Genomic DNA, 17,623 nt, shown 5'->3' with positions numbered 1-17,623 from the left:
GCTCGGCGTTCGGCGTGGGTCGGGCGCTACTTGAGGGTGGCCGAGGTGAGACCGGCCTGCACCTGGCGCTGGAAGGAGAGGTAGACCACCAGCACCGGCAGCATCGCGATCGTCATGCCGGCGAAGAGCGCCGGGAAGTCGCTGGCGTAGCCGGTCTGCTGGGCCAGGTTCAGCAGACCCTGGGTCAGCATCGAGCGGTCCGGGTCGCCACCGTGCTGCTGCTGCATCAGGGTCACCGGCAGCAGGTACTGGTTCCACTGGCCGAGCACGTTGAAGATGCCGACGCTGATCAGGCCGGACTTCGCCATCGGCACCATGACCTGGAAGAAGGCCCGGGTGTGCGAGCAGCCGTCGATCATCGCCGCCTCGTGCACGGCGGTGGGCAGCGAGCTGAAGAAGGAGTACAGGAAGAAGACGGTGAACGGCAGCGAGTAGGCGACGTACACCAGGATCAGGCCCAGGTAGCTGTTCAGGCCGAGCAGCGGGCTGATGTCACCGAGGTTCTTCACCATGAAGAAGAGCGGCACCAGGGCCAGGTAGACCGGGAACATGGCGCCGGCCACGAAGAAGTAGTAGATGGTCCGGTTGCCCGGGAACTCGTAGCGGGCCAGCACGTAGGCCGCCATCGCGCCGAGCAGCATCGTCAGGGTGATCGAACCCACGAGCACGATCAGGGTGTTGAGGAAGTAGTTGGCGATGCCCTTGTCCCAGGCGTGGGCGAAGGCGTCGAACCGCCAGTGCGAGGGCCAGCTCCAGGCGCTGCCGCCGATCTGCGCGTTGGTCTTGAAGGAGCTGATCACGATCCAGACCAGCGGGGCGATGATCATCAGGGCCCACAGGGCCAGGAAGCCGTGCGAGAAGACGTTGAGCACGCCTCCGCCGTCGGCGAACCGCCCTTCCTTGGACGGTCGCCCGGCGCCCGGGGCGCCGCCGCGCTGGGCCGGGACCTTGGTGCCGGTCTCGTCAGTCTTGGTGGTCATGGCTGGCCCCGCTCAGAACTCGATCCGCTCGCGCCGGGTGACCCGCAGCGAGACGACGGACAGGATCATGGTGATGAAGAAGATCACCACACCCATGGCGCAGGCGTAGCCGGCCTTGCCGAAGGTGATGAAGTTGCGCATCAGGTAGGTCGCCATGACCTCGGAGTGGTTATCGGGACCACCGCCGTAGTAGGCGCCGGGCGTCATGGTGGAGACCAGTGCGAAGGCGTCCATGGCGGCGATGGCCAGGTACACCCACGCGGTCTGCACGGTCTCCCAGAGCAGCGGGAGGGTGATCTTCAGGAAGGTCTGGGTGCGCTTGGCGCCGTCCAGCAGCGCCGCCTCGTAGATGTCCTTGGGGATGTTCTGCATCGCCGCCGAGAAGAGCACCAGGTAGAACCCGACGCCCGACCAGATCAGCACCCCCACGATGCACCACAGGGTCATGTCGGGGTCGGAGAGCCACTGCCAGGGGTGGTTGGCGTCCTCCAGGCCCAGCTTGACCAGCACGCCGTTGAGCAGGCCGCCGTCGTCGGTGCGGTAGACCGCCTGGAAGAGCACCGAGAGGATGGCCACCGACAGGACCTGCGGGAAGAAGAAGACCACCTTGTAGAAGGCCGCGCCGCGCACGCCCTGCACACCGCCGGTGCCGCCCCGGCCGCCGACGTTGAGCATGAAGGCGAAGAACAGCGCCAGCACGATGGTGGCGATCGGCAACACGATCAGCAGGAGCATGTTGTGCTCCAGCGCGGTGAGGAAGACGCTGTCGCCGAACAGCTTGGTGTAGTTCTGCAGGCCGATGAAGTGCATCGTCTGCGAGGCCCCGGACCAGTCGGTCAGGGAGTAGCCGAAGGTCTGCAGGTACGGCCAGATGACCAGCACCACGTAGAGCACGACCGGGATGATGAGGAACCCCACGATGAAGGGGTACTTGCGGTGACGCATGCGCCTGCTCCTGTCCGCCACAGCCTGTGTCAGACAGGCTTTGGTACCGCGGGTATCGCCTGAGAGCGTCCGAAGCACCGGGGTCCGCGCGGCGAACCCCGGTGTCCGTGGACGTCTCTCGCCGGCCCGACGACCGCTCGGGCCGGCGGGACCGTCAGACCTTCTTGGAGGTCGCCGCCTTGGCCGCGGCGATCCACTGCTGCGGGGTCATCCGGCTGTTGACCAGCTCGTTGGTGGCGTTCTGCAGCGCCAGGTCGAAGGCGGTCTGCAGGTCCGGGTAGGTGAAGTTGAAGGTGTTGGCGCCGGCCGCGGTGACCGCCGTCGCCGAGGACTTCGTACCCGGCTTGAGCACCACGTCGGGGCCGATGCCGTCCTTCAGCACGGTGAGCGAGTTGGCCGCCGCGGCGAACTTGCCCGAGGCCTCCTTGGTCAGCATGATCCGCAGGAACTCCAGGCCGCCGGCCTGGTTCTTGGCCTTGCTCGGCACGATGAACGGCTCGCCCGCGCCGGCGCGCACCGCGACCTGCGGGAGCTTGTCGCCGTTCTGCGAGGGCACCGGCAGGAAGGCCATGTCGAAGTCGGCCGGGGTGATCTTGATCATCTCGTTCTCGAGCCAGGACCCGCACGGGATGAAGGCGGCCTTGCCCTGGCACCACGCGGTCTGCGACTCGGTGTGGGTCATGCCGTTGGTGCCGGGGAGCAGGTAGTCCTTCTGCATGATCTCGAAGAACGCGCTGACGCCCGCGAGCGCCGCCGGGTCGTCCCACGCGGTCGGGTCGAGCGCGTCGATCCGCTTCACCAGGTCCAGGCCGCCCTGCTTGGCGATCAGGTCCAGGATCAGGTAGTTGGCGTAGTACGGGTACTTGCCCTGGTGGCAGAAGGGCGAGATGCCGGCGGCCTTGATGGTGCCGCAGAGGGTGATGAAGTCGTCCCAGGTCTTGGGCGGGGTCCAGCCCTTCTCCTGGAAGAGCTTGTTGGAGTACCACAGGCCGTAGACGGTGTAGACGTAGTTCAGCGAGTACATCTTGCCGTCGATGGTGCCCTGCTCGATGGTGCCCGGCAGCAGCACGTCGCGGACCTTCTTCGACGTGTCGTCCCGGTAGGGCGCGTCGAGCAGCACCGTGAGGTCGGTGAGCTGGCTCGCCTTCTCCAGCACGTCGATCTTCATCTGCTGGGCGCCCGAGTCGTCGATGACGTCCGGCGGGTTGCCCGCGTTGAAGCGCGGCTGGAGCTTGCCGCTGATCTCCTGGGTGGCCAGGTGGGTGATGTTGGCCCCGGTGTAGGTGGCCTTGTAGATGCCCTCGATCGCCTTGGCGTAGTCGTCGCCGTAGCCGCCGTTGAAGATCACGACGTCCAGCGGGTCGCTCGACTTGACCCCGAAGGGGTTGGTGGCGGAGCCGGTGGCCGTGGCGCCGCCACCGCTACCGCTGCTACTGCCGCCACCGGCGGCGCAGGCAGCCAGCAGGGGGCCGCCTGCGACCGCCATGACGGTGACGGCGGCCGCGCGCTTGAAGATGTCGCGGCGGTTGTACTCAGTTGCAGAGCCCATGTGTGCCCTAACCCCTCAGTGTCCAGATGGAGCGACGGTGCGTTGAACTCCGCGTCGGGCCACAGTGGTTGGCCGCGCGGACAAAGATTTCGGGTCGACCGACGATCGCGTTGCCAGATCTGACGGATCGTCAACCTGCTTCCCTCGACCGTGCCTTAACCGTGCCTCGCGGCGAAGGTGCCGGTCAGAAGGGGGTTTTGTCGATGCGCAAAGGTATAGTCCACTGTTCACCCGGCGGCAATAGTCTCCCCATTGGTAACGGCCCGCAGCGCTCAAAGCGTTGTCGGCGGTGCAGCATGTGCAATGTTCAGGGAGCCTGCATATTTGCGCCACGCGCCGTCCGAAGCACCGTTGATCACGACATTAGCGTCGTTTTGCTCGTTTGAACATAGAAACGAGCAGCTTTGCGCATCGCGGCTTGGTGTTCCGCGCACCTCGGGCGGGAGGCGCGGGGGGCTCGGCAACGGCTCTCCCGCTCGGCGACGGCTCACCCGCTCGGTCCTCGGTTCCGGCCCGCCGCTCACGTTCCTTCCCGCCGATCAGCGGGTTCGAACCAACTGCCCCGGAAACGACAGGGGCCGCGCCCCTCCCGAAGGAGGAGCGCGGCCCGCTGCCTACGTGCAGACGGCTACCGTCAGCCGATCAGGCTGCGCAGCACGTACTGCAGGATGCCGCCGTTGCGGTAGTAGTCCGCCTCGCCGGGGGTGTCGATGCGCACGACCGCGTCGAACTCGATCTCGCCCGCCTTGACCTTGACGGTCTTGGGGGTGCGGCCCTCGTTCAGCTCGGTCACGCCGGTGATGGCGAAGGTCTCCTCGCCGGTCAGGCCCAGGCTGTCGGCGTTCTGGCCGGCCGGGAACTGCAGCGGCAGCACGCCCATGCCGATCAGGTTGGAGCGGTGGATGCGCTCGTAGGACTCGGCGATGACGGCCTTGACGCCGAGCAGCGCGGTGCCCTTGGCGGCCCAGTCACGGGACGAGCCGGAGCCGTACTCCTTGCCGGCCAGGACGACCAGCGCGGTGCCGGCGGCCTGGTAGTTCTGCGCGGCGTCGTAGATGAACGCCACCGGCGCGTCGGCCTGGGTGAAGTCGCGGGTGTAGCCGCCCTCGGTGCCCGGCGCGATCTGGTTGCGCAGGCGGATGTTGGCGAAGGTGCCGCGGATCATCACCTCGTGGTTGCCACGGCGCGAGCCGTACGAGTTGAAGTCGCGCTTCTCCACGCCGTGCTCGGTGAGGTACTGAGCGGCGGGCGTACCGGCCTTGATGTTGCCGGCCGGGGAGATGTGGTCGGTGGTGACCGAGTCGCCCAGCTTGGCCAGCACGCGGGCGCCGGCGATGTCGCCCACCGGGCTCGGGGTCTTGGCCATGCCCTCGAAGTACGGGGGCTTGCGGACGTAGGTGGACTCGGCGTCCCACTCGAAGGTGTTGCCGGTCGGGATCGGCAGCGACTGCCAGCGGTGGTCACCGGCGAAGACGTCCGCGTAGTCCTTGGCGAACATGTCCTGGTCGATGGAGCCGGCGACGGTCTCCTCGATCTCCAGCTCGGTCGGCCAGATGTCGGCGAGGAAGACGTCGTTGCCGTCCGCGTCCTTGCCGAGCGCGTCGCGGGTGATGTCGACGTTCATGTTGCCGGCCAGGGCGTAGGCGACCACCAGCGGCGGGGAGGCCAGGTAGTTCATCTTGACGTCCGGGTTGATCCGGCCCTCGAAGTTGCGGTTGCCGGAGAGGACCGAGACCACCGCGAGGTCGGACTCGTTGACGGCGGCCGAGACCTCCTCGGGCAGCGGGCCCGAGTTGCCGATGCAGGTGACGCAGCCGTAGCCGACCAGGTTGAAGCCCAGCTTCTCCATGTACGGGAGCAGGCCGGCCTTCTCGTAGTAGTCCATGACGACCTTGGACCCGGGGGCCAGGGTGGTCTTGACCCAGGGCTTGACCTGCAGGCCCTTCTCCACGGCCTTCTTCGCCAGCAGGGCGGCGCCCAGCATGACGGAGGGGTTGGAGGTGTTGGTGCAGGAGGTGATCGAGGCGATCACGACCGCGCCGTTGTCCAGCTCGTAGGTCGTCCCGTCCGGGGCGGTCACCGGGGTGGGCTTGGAGGCCTGGGCGGCGTAGGACGGCAGCACCTCGGCGAACTTCGCGGCGGCCTCGGCGAGGATCACGCGGTCCTGCGGGCGCTTCGGGCCGGCGATCGAGGGGACGACCGTGGCCAGGTCCAGCTCCAGGTACTCGGAGTAGACCGGCTCGTGCGACGGGTCGTGCCACAGGCCCTGGGCCTTGGCGTAGGCCTCGACCAGGGCGAGCTGCTGCTCGTCGCGGCCGGTGAGCTTGAGGTAGTTGATGGTCTCGGCGTCGATCGGGAAGATCGCGCAGGTCGAGCCGAACTCCGGCGACATGTTGCCGATGGTGGCGCGGTTGGCCAGCGGGATCGCGGTGACGCCGGCGCCGTAGAACTCGACGAACTTGCCGACCACACCGTGCTTGCGCAGCATCTCGGTGATGGTGAGCACCAGGTCGGTGGCGGTGGCGCCGGCCGGCAGCTGGCCGTTGAGCTTGAAGCCGACCACGCGCGGGATCAGCATGGAGACCGGCTGGCCGAGCATGGCCGCCTCGGCCTCGATGCCGCCGACGCCCCAGCCCAGCACGCCCAGGCCGTTGACCATGGTGGTGTGCGAGTCGGTGCCGACGCAGGTGTCGGGGTAGGCCTGGCCGCCGCGGACCATGATGGTGCGGGCCAGGTGCTCGATGTTCACCTGGTGGACGATGCCGGTGCCCGGCGGGACGACCTTGAACTCGTCGAACGCGGTCTGGCCCCAGCGCAGGAACTGGTAGCGCTCCTTGTTGCGGCCGTACTCGATCTCGACGTTCTGGGTGAAGGCGTCCTTGGTGCCGAACTTGTCGGCGATGACCGAGTGGTCGATGACCAGCTCGGCCGGGGCCAGCGGGTTGATCTTGGCCGGGTCGCCGCCCAGCTCCTTGACGGCCTCACGCATGGTGGCGAGGTCCACGACGCACGGCACACCGGTGAAGTCCTGCATGATCACGCGGGCCGGCGTGAACTGGATCTCCTCGCTCGGCTCGGCGTTCTGGTCCCAGTTGCCGAGGGCGCGGATGTGGTCGGCGGTGATGTTCGCGCCGTCCTCGGTGCGCAGCAGGTTCTCCAGCAGCACCTTGAGGCTGTAGGGCAGCCGCTCGGAACCCTCGACGGCGGAGAGCTTGAAGATCTCGTACGACTCGTCGCCCACCTGCAGCGAGCTGCGGGCGTCGAAGCTGTTCGCGGACACGACTGACTCCTTCTAGGTGCTTCGTGCTAGGTGCTTCCTGCGGCTGCATGGGCTCGGGTGGACCACGCGCTGAAGCCCGGATCGCCTCTCGGCAGTTATCTTGACGTCAAGATAAAGCATAGTGCGAAGTTATCTCGATGTCGAGATAAACCATAGTGCATGGGTGGACACGGAGCGCCCTCAGGCACCCCCTTGGCGCGTCCGCGTTCCGGTGCCCACCGGCGCGGTTGGACGCACGCCCGGGGTCGCACGAACGGCTACGGTAGCCCCCATGATCGTTGTCGATGCCTCCGCCCTGGTGCTCGCGCTGGCGGAGAAGGGTGAGCGCGGCACCGCGGCCCGGGCCGCACTCGCGGCGGATCCGCAGTGGGCCGCGCCGGAGCACCTGTTGATCGAGGTGATGCAGTCGCTCCGGGGCCGCTACCTGGCCGGGGAGAACACGGCCGAGCAGGTCGCCCAGGTGGCGGCCGAGCTGCCCGCGATCGCGTTCCGCAAGGTGGAGCTGGCGCCGCTGCTGGGCCGGATCTGGGAGTTGAAGGACAACCTGACGCCCGACGACGCCGCCTACGTCGCGGTCGCCGAGCTGCTCGGGGCGCCGCTGGTCACCGCGGACCTGCGGCTGAGCCGGGCCAGCGGGCCGCGCTGCGAGATCCGGGGGATCACCGCGCCGGCGGCCGCGAAGCCGGCCGCCGGCGGGTAGGCAGCGGTCAGGGCCAGGGGCGCCCGGAGCAGGCAGGGGCGCCCCCGCTCAGTCGCCCAGAGTGGCGACCAGCACCGCCTTGATCGTGTGCAGGCGGTTCTCCGCCTGGTCGAAGACGATCGAGTGCGGCGACTCGAAGAGCTCGTCCGTGCACTCCAGCTCGGCCAGGCCGGTGCTCTCGAACAGCTGCCGGCCGACCGCCGTCCCCAGGTCGTGGAAGGCCGGCAGGCAGTGCAGGAACTTGACCTGCGGGTTGCCGGTGGCCCGGACGGTGTCCATCGAGACCTGGTACGGCAGCAACTGCTCGATCCGCTCGGCCCAGACCTCCTTGGGCTCACCCATCGACACCCAGACGTCCGTGTAGAGGAAGTCGGCGCCGGCCACGCCCGCCGCCACGTCCTCGGTGAGGGTGATCCGGGCGCCGCTCACCGCCGCGAGGCGCTCGGCAGAGGCACGGACCTCCGCGCCCGGCCAGTACGCCTCGGGGGCGACGATGCGGATGTCCAGGCCCAGCAGCGCGCCGGTGACGAGGAGCGAGTTGCCCATGTTGTAGCGGGCGTCGCCCAGGTAGGCGAGCGTCACCTCGGTCAGCGGCTTGTCGCTGTGCTCCTGCACGGTGAGCAGGTCGGCCAGCATCTGGGTGGGGTGCCACTCGTCGGTCAGGCCGTTCCAGACCGGGACTCCGGCGTGCGCGGCCAGCTCCTCGACGATCGCCTGGCCGTGCCCCCGGTACTCGATGCCGTCGAACATCCGGCCCAGCACCCGGGCGGTGTCCCTGACCGACTCCTTGTGGCCGATCTGCGAACCGGACGGGTCCAGGTAGGTGGTGGCGGCACCCTGGTCGGCGGCGGCGACCTCGAAGGCACAGCGCGTCCTGGTCGAGGTCTTCTCGAAGATCAGCGCGATGTGCTTGCCGCGCAGCCGCTGCTCCTCGGTGCCGGCGTACTTGGCAGCCTTGAGCTGGGCGGCGAGGTCGAGCAGGAACCGGAACTCCTGGGCCGTGAAGTCGAGTTCCTTGAGGAAGTGCCGGTTCCTGAGGTTGCGGGCCATGCCGGACTCCTGGAATGACGGGACGGGTGGCAGACGAGGACTTGGCAATAGTATACGAATACTCGAATTTATATGCAGCAAGGTCCGTCGTACCGCCCGGAATCGGGCCGGCCCGCCATCCGGAGGGGGTGACGGGCCGGCCTTCCACTACAGCCGCGGGTCCACCGGCTCCGACTCCAGCGCGAGGACGGCGAACACCGGCTCGTGCACCCGCCAGAGCGGCTCGCCGCCCGCCAGCCGGTCCAGCGCCTCCAGGCCCAGCGCGTACTCGCGCAGGGCGAGCGAGCGCTTGTGGCCCAGCGCCCGCTGGCGCAGCGCATCGAGGTGCTCGGTGTAGTCCGGACCGTAGATCAGCCGCAGGTACTCCCGGCCGCGGACCTTCAGCCCCGGCTGCACCAGGCCGCCGGGCCGCCCCTCCCCCGGCGCGGTGCGCACCAGCGAGGCGAGCGGCTTGACCACCATGCCCTCGCCGCCGGCCCCGGTGAGCTCCTCCCACCAGGCGATGCCGGCGGCGATCGAGGCCTCGTCCGTGGTGTCCACCAGGAGGCGGCCGGTGGCCCGCAGCAGCGGCTCGGGCTGAGCCGTGCCGTCCGTGTGCTGCCGCGCCTGCTGCCCGGCCCTGGCCTGGTCGGCCACCCACTGCTCGTCGGCCGCGACCAGGCGGTCGATCCAGGCGAGGTGCTCGTCGTGCGGGCGGACCGCGAGGTTGGCCCCCTCGGCGGCCAGCACCTGGAAGGGCGCGAGCCGGACCCCGGAGAGCCCCTCGGTGGGCCAGCAGTAGCGACGGTAGGCGGCGCTGAACGCCTCCGCGTCCGTCACCCGGCGCCGATGACGCTCGGTCAGCTCGGCCAGCCCGTCGATGCCGCGGGCCCCGGTGCGCTCCAACGCGGCCAGCACCTCGGGCAGCGCCGACCGCGCCGCGGCACCCACCGCCGCGTACTGGCGGCGCAGCAGCTCGACCGCCTTCAGCGACCAGGGCAGCAGCTCGGTGTCGAGCAGCAGCCAGTCGGTGGCCAGCTCGGCGAAGAGGCCGGAGCGCTCGGCGGCCGCCCGCACCCGGTCCAGCAGCGCCTCGGTCAGCTGCTCGTCCCCGAGGAAGGCGCGCCCCGTCCTGGTCCAGATCGCGCCCGGCCCGACCAGGCCGAACCGCTTCTCCAGCGCCTGCGGATCGCGGGCCACCAGCAGCACGGCACGCGAGCCCATGTGCTTCTCCTCGCAGAGCACCTGGCTCACGCCGTCCGCCCGGTAGGCGAAGAAGGCCTCCTCGGGGTGCTCCAGGTAGCCCTCGCGGCGCGAGGTGGCACTCGGCGCCATGGTGGGCGGCAGGTAGCTGAGCAGCCGCGGGTCGAGGGCGAAGCGGCTCATCACCTCCAGTGCGGCGGCGGCGTTCTCCTCGCGGACCGAGACCCGCCCGTGCAGCGAGGTCTCCACCACCCGGCGGCCCGCCACGTCGGCGAGGTCCAGCGGACGGCCCTCCCGGGCGCCCGGGGCATCGGTGATCAACGGCCGCACCGGCGCGTACCACTCCTGCTCCGCCGGGACGGCGACCAGCTCGCGCTCGGGGTAGCGCAGCGCGGTGAGGCTGCCGCCGAAGACGCAGCCGGTGTCCAGGCAGATGGTGTTGTTGAGGAAGCTCGCCGTCGGCACCGGGGTGTGGCCGTAGACCACCAGCGCCTTGCCCCGGTACTCCTCCGCCCACGGGTAGCGGACCGGCAGGCCGAACTCGTCGGTCTCACCGGTGGTCTCACCGTAGAGCGCGTGCGAGCGGACCCGGCCCGAGTTGCGGCCGTGGTACTTCTCCGGCAGACCCGCGTGGCAGACCACCAGTCGGCCACCGTCCAGCAGGTAGTGGCTGACCAGGTCGCGCATGAAAGCCCGGACCTCGGCGCGGAACTCCTCCGGCTCGGCGGCCAGCTGGTCCAGCGACTCCTGGAGGCCGTGCGCGACGGTGACCTGACGCCCGGCCATCGCACGGCCGAGCTTGTTCTCGTGGTTGCCCGGCACGCAGAGTGCGTGGCCGGCCGCCACCATGCCCATCACCAGGCGCAGCACGCCCGGGGTGTCGGGCCCGCGGTCGACCAGGTCGCCGACGAAGACGGCCGTGCGGCCCTCGGGGTGCTCGGCGTCGACCGGGCGGCCCTGGTCGTCGCGGGTGAGGCGGTAGCCGAGCCGGGTGAGCAGGGTCTCCAGCTCGGCGCGGCAACCGTGGATGTCACCGACCAGGTCGAACGGGCCGGTGCGTTCGCGCAGGTCGTTCCACCGCTTCTCCAGCACGATCTCGGCGGCTGCCACCTCGGCCACCCCGCGCAGGTGGTGCACCTTGCGGAAGCCCTCGCGCTCCAGCCCGCCGAGCGAGCGGCGCAGCTCGCGGTGCTGGCGCGGGATGACGTGCCCGCCGAAGTCGCGATCCGGGCGGGAACGGTTGCGCTCGGCGCAGATGCCGGGCGGCACGTCCAGGACGATCGCGATCGGCAGCACGTCGTGCTCGCGGGCGAGCGCGACCAGCTGCTTGCGCGCGGCCGGCTGCACGTTGGTCGCATCGACCACGGTCAGGCGGCCGGCGGCCAGCCGCTTGCCGACGATGAAGTGCAGCAGCTCGAAGGCGTCGGCGGAGGCGGACTGGTCGTTCTCGTCGTCCGAGACCAGGCCGCGGCAGTAGTCGGAGGAGATCACCTGGGTGGGCGCGAAGTGCTCGCGCGCGAAGGTGGACTTGCCCGACCCGCTGGTACCGATCAGCACGACGAGGGAGAGGTCGGTGACGGGCAGGCGCCGGGGCTTGGCGGCGCCGTCAGGGGTGTGCTGCGTCTCGTCGGTCATCGGTTCGCGCTCCTCTCGGGGTGCGGGACGGTGTCACTGGGCTCGGTGTCACTGGGCTCGGTGCCACGGCGGAACAGGGCGAGCTGGGTGGGCGGGCCCACCTCCGGGTCGTCCGGGCCCACCGGCCGGACAACCACCGTGTACCCGTAGTTCGTCGCGACCCGCTCGGCCCAGGAGCGGAACGCGCTGCGGTCCCACTCGAAGCGGTGGTCGGCGTGCCGGTGGTGCCCCGCCGGGAGGGTCTCCCAGCGGACGTTGTACTCGGCGTTGGGCGTGGTGACGATCACGGTCGCCGGGCGGGCCGCACCGAACACCGCGTGTTCGAGCGCCGGGAGCCTCGGCAGGTCCAGGTGCTCGATGACCTCGCAGAGCACGGCGGCGTCATAGCCCTTGAGCCGGGCATCGGTGTAGGTCAGCGCACCCTGGACGAGTTGCACCCGGGCGGCCTGACGCTCCGGCAGCCGGTCCAGGCGCAGCTTTCGGGTGGCGGCCGCCAGCGCGGTCACGGAGACGTCGACCCCGAGGATCTCGGTGATCTGCCGCTCCTTGAGCAGCGCTCCGACCAACTCGCCCTGACCGCAGCCGAGGTCGAGCACCCGGGCCGCGCCCTCCTGGCGCAGCAGCTCGATGATCGCCTCCCGGCGCCGGCGCGCCAGCGGAACGGGCTTCGCCTCCTCGGCGACGTCCTCGGCGGGCTCGCCGGCCGCCCCGGCCGCTGCACCCTCCTCGACCGCCTCGGCCGCCCCGGCCGCTGCACCCTCCTCGACCGTGGCCGGTGCGAGGGCCACCGCGTTGTCCAGTTCCTCGGCCTCGCGGTCGTCGGCCTCGGCCAGCCGGGCCAGCTCCAGGCGACGCATCGCCTCCGTGGCCAGCGACCAACGCCGGTGCAGGTAGCGGCGGGTGATCAGGGCGCGCTCCGGGTGGTCCCCGAGCCAGCCCTCGCCCGCGGCGAGCAGTTTGTCGACCTCGTCGGGCGCCACCCAGTAGTGCTTCGCCCCGTCCAGCACCGGCAGCAGCACGTAGAGCTGCTGCAGCACGTCCGCCAGCACCAGGGTGCCGGTCAGCTCCAGGCGCTGGTAGCGCGAGTCGCCCCAGGCGGGAAACGCCTCGTCCAGCGGGATCGCGGACGCCTCGACCTGCCAGCCGAGCGGCTCGAAGAGCCGGTTCACCAGCGGGAGCCGCTCGTCCGGCCGGCTCTCCCCGCCGCCCACCGCCACCGCCGGCAGCAGCACGGTCAGCTGCCGTGGCTGCTCGGCCAGACCGGGCCGCAGCTCGCAGACGCCCTTCATCGCCGTGCGGAAGACCGTGCGCAGCGCCACCGCGAGCAGCGAGGAGGCCGCGTACGGGCGGTCGTTGACGTACTGCGAGAGGGCGAAGTCCGGGGAACCGGCCCGCCCCCTGCCCCGGCTGCGCCGGACCAGCGTGATCGGGTCGATGTCCAGGAGAAGGGCGGCTGTGCACCGCTGCTCGCTTGCCTCGGGGTAGAAGACGTGCGCCTCGCCGTGGGACGTACTGAAGCGCTGCGCCTTCTCGGGGTGCTTGTGCAGCAGAAAGCCCAGATCGGTGGCCGGGTGCTCGGCAGTGCCTGTGGTGGAGATCGAGATGAACACCTGCTCGAGTATTCCTCTTCCGTCCGGCCCCGAGCACATGGTTTTGTGCTGGCCCCGGCTGGTCGGGCGGGCCGTGCCGAGCCGGCCGGCAGGCCCCGCGCAGCCGCGCGCGAGCCGCCGCGCCCGTCCGCTGCATGGTCGGTTTCGGCAGGGCTGGCCGGAATTGGTTACCGTGCACGGTGTGACTGCTGAAACGACCTCCTCCCGCCTCCGTGGTGCCACCGCGGTCGGCCTGGCGACCATCGCCGCCGACGGCACCGTTCTGGACACCTGGTTCCCCGCCCCCACGCTGACCGACGAGCCCGGCCCGTCGGGTACCGAACGACTGACGGCCGAGCAGGCCGAGGCCGAGCTCGGCGCGGGTGCCGGCGCCGCACTGCGGACCGACGCCCGCCGCGGGGTCGAGGTCGTCGCGGTGCGCACCACGATCGGCTCGCTCGACGAGAAGCCGCTGGACACGCACGACGTCTACCTTCGTCTGCACCTGCTGAGCCACCGTCTGGTCCAGCCGCACGGGCAGAGCCTGGACGGCATCTTCGGGCTGCTGGCGAACGTGGCCTGGACGAGCATCGGCCCGGTGCCGGTGGACTCGGTCGAGCGGGCCCGGCTCGCCGTCCGCGCCGAGGGCGGTGCGCTGGCCGTCTACGGGATCGACAAGTTCCCCCGGATGACCGACTACGTCGCGCCGAGCGGCGTGCGGATCGCGCATGCCGACCGTGTCCGCCTGGGCGCCCACCTGGCCTCCGGCACCACGGTGATGCACGAGGGCTTCGTGAACTTCAACGGCGGGACCCTCGGCACCTCGATGGTCGAGGGCCGGATCAGCGCCGGCGTCGTGGTCGGCGACCACAGCGACATCGGCGGTGGCGCCTCGATCATGGGCACCCTCTCGGGCGGCGGCAAGCAGGTCGTCTCGGTGGGCGAGCGCTGCCTGCTCGGCGCCAACGCGGGCATCGGCATCTCGCTGGGCAACGACTGCGTGGTCGAGGCCGGCCTGTACGTCACCGCCGGCACCCGGGTCACCCTGCCGGACGGCACGGTCGCCAAGGCGGTCGAGCTCTCCGGCCAGGACAACCTGCTGTTCCGCCGCAACTCGCAGTCCGGCGCGGTCGAGGTGATCGCCCGCTCCGGTTCGTGGGGCGGCCTGAACGCCGATCTCCACGCGCACAACTGACCTCCCAGCAGACGAGGTCGAGCAGGTCGGCGCGGTGCCAGCGCGCCACCGCGACCGCACCGCGGTCCGGTCCACCGACAGCTCCTGCGGCCCCGGCCGTGCCACTCGGCACGGCCGGGGCCGCCGTGTTGACGGGGTCGGGCGGCGAGCGTGCGGGACCGAGGCGGTCAGGAGCGGCCCCGGCACTAGCCCAGGCGAGGGGGCAGGGCAAGCCCGGATCACTCGGGAGACTGAGCCGGGGCCGGAGGTGGACCTCATCGGGTGGTCGGCGGTGACCGGCCGCGCCGAGCCGTCGTTGCACTGACGGGGTGACACACCCCCGCGGAGCCCGGTCGCATCGTCATGGCCGCCGCCCGACGCATCAGATCGCACTCCCGAGCTGGAGGGTCCCCTCATGTCCGAGCCCAGGTACGAGGCGCCCTCCCCCGGCCTTCGGCCGGGGGAACCCCCATCACCGGCACCGCAGCCCACCGCGCCGGCCCCGGTGGCCAAGAGCCTGCTCGACCAGCTGCAGGAACTCCTCGCCTCGGTCAACGCCGATCTGGCCGACCTCGCCGGCCAGGGAGCCGAGCCCGGCCCGGCCCTCGGCTCCGCCCTGGGTGCGCAGAACGCGGACTTCGCGGCCGCTCTGGAGCCCTCCGGCGCCCTCGCCGCGGACCGCCCGGGCTCGGCCGAGGCCCCTTGCGACCTGCGGGTCGGCGACCGGTAGCCCGCCGCGGGCGGCGTCGGACGAGTCGGCGGCGGAGCCAGCGTGATCACCAGCCGGGGCTCGTCGTCGGCCGAGCCGCCGCCCCGATCACCGGCCGCCGGCTCGCCCGACGCCGGTTCGTCGCCACCGGGATCGTCACCGCCCGGTCCGGCCTCGGCCTCACCCGTGAGCGCTCCGCCAGTGGGCGGCTCCTCCTCGGCCGCGCTCTCGTCGCCCGGCGGCCCCTCGAGCCGACCGATCGGCACGCCCATCGGCACCCGCCGCGGCACCCTGCCCAGCGACCGCCCCGACGGCGGGCCGACCGGGCCGGGCGAGGGAGCGGCTCGTGGGCCGGTGCCCGCGCGCCGATCACCATCGGGCTCGCCGTCGACCACCGGGCCGTCCTCGTGGGCGAGTCGGCGCAGCACCCGGAGCAGTTCGATGACCAGGGAGCGGCACTCGGCGCTGGCGTCGAGCCCGTCGATCGCCAGCCAGTAGGCCCCCTGCGCCACCGAGTCGCTGGAGCCGGCGATGGCGATCAACGCCTCCGCCGTCTCGACCAGCAGCAGCCGCAACTGCTCCAGCGGCGGCCCGAGTTCACCGACCCGGCTGAGCCGGTCGGCCCGGCTGGCCGCGGCCTGGCCCGCCGGCTCCACAGGGTCGGCCGCGGCTTCGAGCAGACCGACGGCATGCCGGCCGGCGCGGGCGAGCAGACGGGCGACGTCGGCCACCTCGCCGACCGGATGACCGCAGATCCGCTCCGCCAGCGCCTGGGTGAGCGCCGCCCCCTGCCAGGCCTCGGACAGCACCCCCGGCACCGTGCGGGCCTCGGCGAGCGCGCGGCGGGTGGTCTTGATCAAGCGCAGTGCGTCCATGGCGGCGGCCTGCCCTTCGCTCCGGTGTGGGCCTCGGGCCGCTCCGCTGAACGGCCCGTCAGGAGTCGAGGGTGCGTCCGAAACCCGGCCCGTGCAGCCGACCACCGCAGAACTGTGGACAACCCCGGGACTGTGGACAACCGTGCGGCACGATCATCGGATCACGGGAGCCGCGATCGGCCGGGCTCACTCGTCCGGCGCCGCCGGGAACCGCAGCTCGTTGCGGTCGATCTTGGCGTCCAGCGCCGCCAGCGGGTCCACCCCGACGGCCGCGCAGAACTGCAGCAGGTAGGCGAGCACATCGGCCACCTCGTCCCGCACCCGGTGCGCGTCCTTCGGGTCGTCCATCACGGCGGCGGCCTGCTCGGGGGTGAGCCACTGGAAGATCTCCAGGAGCTCCCCCGCCTCCACGCTGAGCGCCGCCGCCAGGTTCTTCGGCGTGTGGAACGGCTGCCAGCGGCGCGCGGCGGCGAACTCCGCCAGGCGTGCGGTGAGTTCGCTGAGCGTGGGCACGTCGGCCGGCGGCTGGGGATCTTCGGGTGCGGTCACCGGTCCAGGTCTACCGCATCCTCGGCCCCCGGCGCCGCCGCACCCCCGGGCTGGGGCGGCACCCGGTGCGCCGGCGACCGCAGCACGCTGTGCCCGCTGGTCGGATCGCGCCGGCACTCCACCAGCTCGATCCCGTCGACCGACTGGGCCGCCGCCGGGTCCTGCACCGCCGCCAGCAGCCGGAGGTGCTCCTTGTCGCACATCTCCCGGGCCAGCCGCAGCAGGGAGGCCGTCTGCTCGGTCGCGAGACCGGCGCCCACGTCCTCGGCGAGCACCGCCAACTGCCGTCTGGCCCACGGCACCTCGATGGCCGGGTCGACGTCCAGCACGTCGGCCCCGGTGAGCAGCACGGCCGCGAAGGCGAGCACCCGCAGCATCCCGTCCGAGGCCTGGTCCGCGCCGGTGCGCCCGAGCACGCCCTCGTCGAAGACCGCGAGCAGCCGCTCCTGCACCTGGGTGCCGCGCCGCGCCACGTCCAGCCCGAGCAGCGGGTGCGGAGCCGCGGCCTGCACCGCCTTCAGCAGCCGGCCGTACCGGCGCGGGCACTCGCCCTGCAGCCGGGCCAGCACCGCCGACACGTTGGCGGCGCTCGGCAGCAGCCGGGCCTGCGGATCGGGCCGCGCCCAGCCGCGCATCAGCGCGGGGACGGGGTGCACCGGGAAGACCTCGCGCAGGGCGGTGAGCATCTGCTCGGCCGCGGCCAGCACCTTGCGCTCGCCCGCGGAGGAGCCGGCCACCCGCAGCGGGAGCTGGGCGGTGATCAGGCTGCCGCTGGGGAACGGCGCCCGGATGTCGCCCTGCCGGCTGTCGTTGTGCCAGCTGACGTTGACCCGGCCGCCGGCCACGTCCTGCTCGCCGGTCTCCATCAGGGTCCGGCCGTCGCAGGCCAGCCACTCGCGGGCCACCCGGACCCGTACGTCGGTGCGGATGACCAGTTCCAGGCGGATCGGGCCGGCGCAGGAGCGCACGGTGCAGCCGAGGATGATCGCATTGCGCCCGTGCGGGACGCAGCCGAGCAACCCGCCGCGGATCGGGGCGGCGAGCGGTCCGCCGGCACCGCCGATCCCGTCCAGCGAGGGCCGGACCTCCTCGCCGTGGGCCAGCCGGGAGAGCACCGCGAGGGCGTCCAGCGCATTCGACTTGCCGACGCCCGAGGGGCCGTGCAGCACGGTGAGCGGGGCGAGCGGGAGGGTGGCGCGGCGGTAGGACTTGAAGGAGGTGAGGCGCAGTTCCTCGACGGTGGGCCGCAGCGTCGGGCGGGCCTGGGGCCTGGCTCCGGCGGTCGCGGCGGCCGAGGGCTCGGTGGGCGGGGTGGCGGTGCGGCGCTGAACGACTTCGCTGGTCACCGAGCCGACCCTACGGACGGAACGTCGGAGCGCGGGACGCAGAAACGTGCCTGCGCCCGT

12 protein-coding genes and 1 pseudogene are annotated in these 17,623 nt (G+C 71.4%); 3 read left to right on the top strand and 10 right to left on the bottom strand.

Translation table 11 applies throughout. The features are described 5' to 3' along the window. Positions 1-26: 26 nt before the first annotated feature. The 4 genes from OG500_RS25785 to acnA all read right to left on the bottom strand — a co-directional run bounded on the left by OG500_RS25785 (position 27) and on the right by acnA (position 6,754). Positions 27-980 (bottom strand): carbohydrate ABC transporter permease, encoded by a 954-nt coding sequence (locus tag OG500_RS25785; protein ID WP_327069195.1) that lies wholly within the window; start codon positions 978-980, stop codon positions 27-29. Between the two features lie 12 nt (positions 981-992). Next, positions 993-1,925 (bottom strand): carbohydrate ABC transporter permease, encoded by a 933-nt coding sequence (locus OG500_RS25780; RefSeq protein WP_327069194.1) that lies wholly within the window; start codon positions 1,923-1,925, stop codon positions 993-995. A 154-nt stretch (positions 1,926-2,079) separates the two neighbouring features. Next, positions 2,080-3,474, bottom strand: a complete 1,395-nt coding sequence (ngcE, locus tag OG500_RS25775) for an N-acetylglucosamine/diacetylchitobiose ABC transporter substrate-binding protein (protein ID WP_327069193.1) — start codon at positions 3,472-3,474, stop codon at positions 2,080-2,082. A 634-nt stretch (positions 3,475-4,108) separates the two neighbouring features. Beyond that, positions 4,109-6,754, bottom strand: a complete 2,646-nt coding sequence (acnA, locus tag OG500_RS25770; RefSeq protein ID WP_327069192.1) for an aconitate hydratase AcnA — start codon at positions 6,752-6,754, stop codon at positions 4,109-4,111. Positions 6,755-7,025: 271 nt separating this feature from the next. Between acnA and OG500_RS25765 the strand changes: the two genes are divergently transcribed. After that, on the top strand, positions 7,026-7,454 hold the full coding sequence (locus OG500_RS25765; RefSeq protein WP_327069191.1) for a type II toxin-antitoxin system VapC family toxin: 429 nt from the start codon (positions 7,026-7,028) through the stop codon (positions 7,452-7,454). Positions 7,455-7,502: 48 nt separating this feature from the next. Here OG500_RS25765 and argF read toward each other — a convergent pair whose 3' ends face one another. The 3 genes from argF to OG500_RS25750 all read right to left on the bottom strand — a co-directional run bounded on the left by argF (position 7,503) and on the right by OG500_RS25750 (position 12,931). After that, positions 7,503-8,504, bottom strand: coding sequence for an ornithine carbamoyltransferase (gene argF / locus OG500_RS25760; RefSeq protein WP_329583712.1), 1,002 nt, complete (start codon positions 8,502-8,504; stop codon positions 7,503-7,505). Between the two features lie 147 nt (positions 8,505-8,651). Then, positions 8,652-11,321, bottom strand: coding sequence for a polynucleotide kinase-phosphatase (locus tag OG500_RS25755; protein ID WP_329583709.1), 2,670 nt, complete (start codon positions 11,319-11,321; stop codon positions 8,652-8,654). Next, entirely contained in the window at positions 11,318-12,931 is a 1,614-nt protein-coding gene (locus tag OG500_RS25750; RefSeq protein WP_329583706.1) for a 3' terminal RNA ribose 2'-O-methyltransferase Hen1, read from the bottom strand. Before OG500_RS25750 ends, OG500_RS25755 begins: the two co-directional genes overlap by 4 nt. 181 nt (positions 12,932-13,112) lie before the next feature. Between OG500_RS25750 and dapD the strand changes: the two genes are divergently transcribed. Both dapD and OG500_RS25740 read left to right on the top strand, forming a co-directional pair. Further along, entirely contained in the window at positions 13,113-14,105 is a 993-nt protein-coding gene (gene dapD / locus OG500_RS25745; protein ID WP_327069187.1) for a 2,3,4,5-tetrahydropyridine-2,6-dicarboxylate N-succinyltransferase, read from the top strand. A 394-nt stretch (positions 14,106-14,499) separates the two neighbouring features. Next, positions 14,500-14,814 (top strand): hypothetical protein, encoded by a 315-nt coding sequence (locus OG500_RS25740; RefSeq protein WP_329583703.1) that lies wholly within the window; start codon positions 14,500-14,502, stop codon positions 14,812-14,814. A 419-nt stretch (positions 14,815-15,233) separates the two neighbouring features. On the opposite strand, the pseudogene OG500_RS38225 reads toward OG500_RS25740, so the two are convergent. The 3 genes and pseudogenes from OG500_RS38225 to OG500_RS25730 all read right to left on the bottom strand — a co-directional run. Continuing rightward, positions 15,234-15,668: pseudogene (locus OG500_RS38225) on the bottom strand (DUF6099 family protein); the annotation flags it as partial. 186 nt (positions 15,669-15,854) lie between these two features. Next, entirely contained in the window at positions 15,855-16,217 is a 363-nt protein-coding gene (locus tag OG500_RS25735) for a nucleotide pyrophosphohydrolase (RefSeq protein ID WP_442907058.1), read from the bottom strand. Further along, positions 16,214-17,563, bottom strand: a complete 1,350-nt coding sequence (locus OG500_RS25730) for an AAA family ATPase (protein WP_327069185.1) — start codon at positions 17,561-17,563, stop codon at positions 16,214-16,216. The genes OG500_RS25735 and OG500_RS25730 overlap by 4 nt, the downstream gene beginning before the upstream one ends. Positions 17,564-17,623: the final 60 nt, after the last annotated feature.

It is taken from the genome of Kitasatospora sp. NBC_01250 (assembly GCF_036226465.1).
In the GTDB taxonomy this organism is placed as follows: Bacteria; Actinomycetota; Actinomycetes; order Streptomycetales; family Streptomycetaceae; genus Kitasatospora.
The sequence above is the reverse complement of the archived record's forward strand: the minus strand, read 5'-3'. Positions and strand labels throughout refer to the sequence as shown.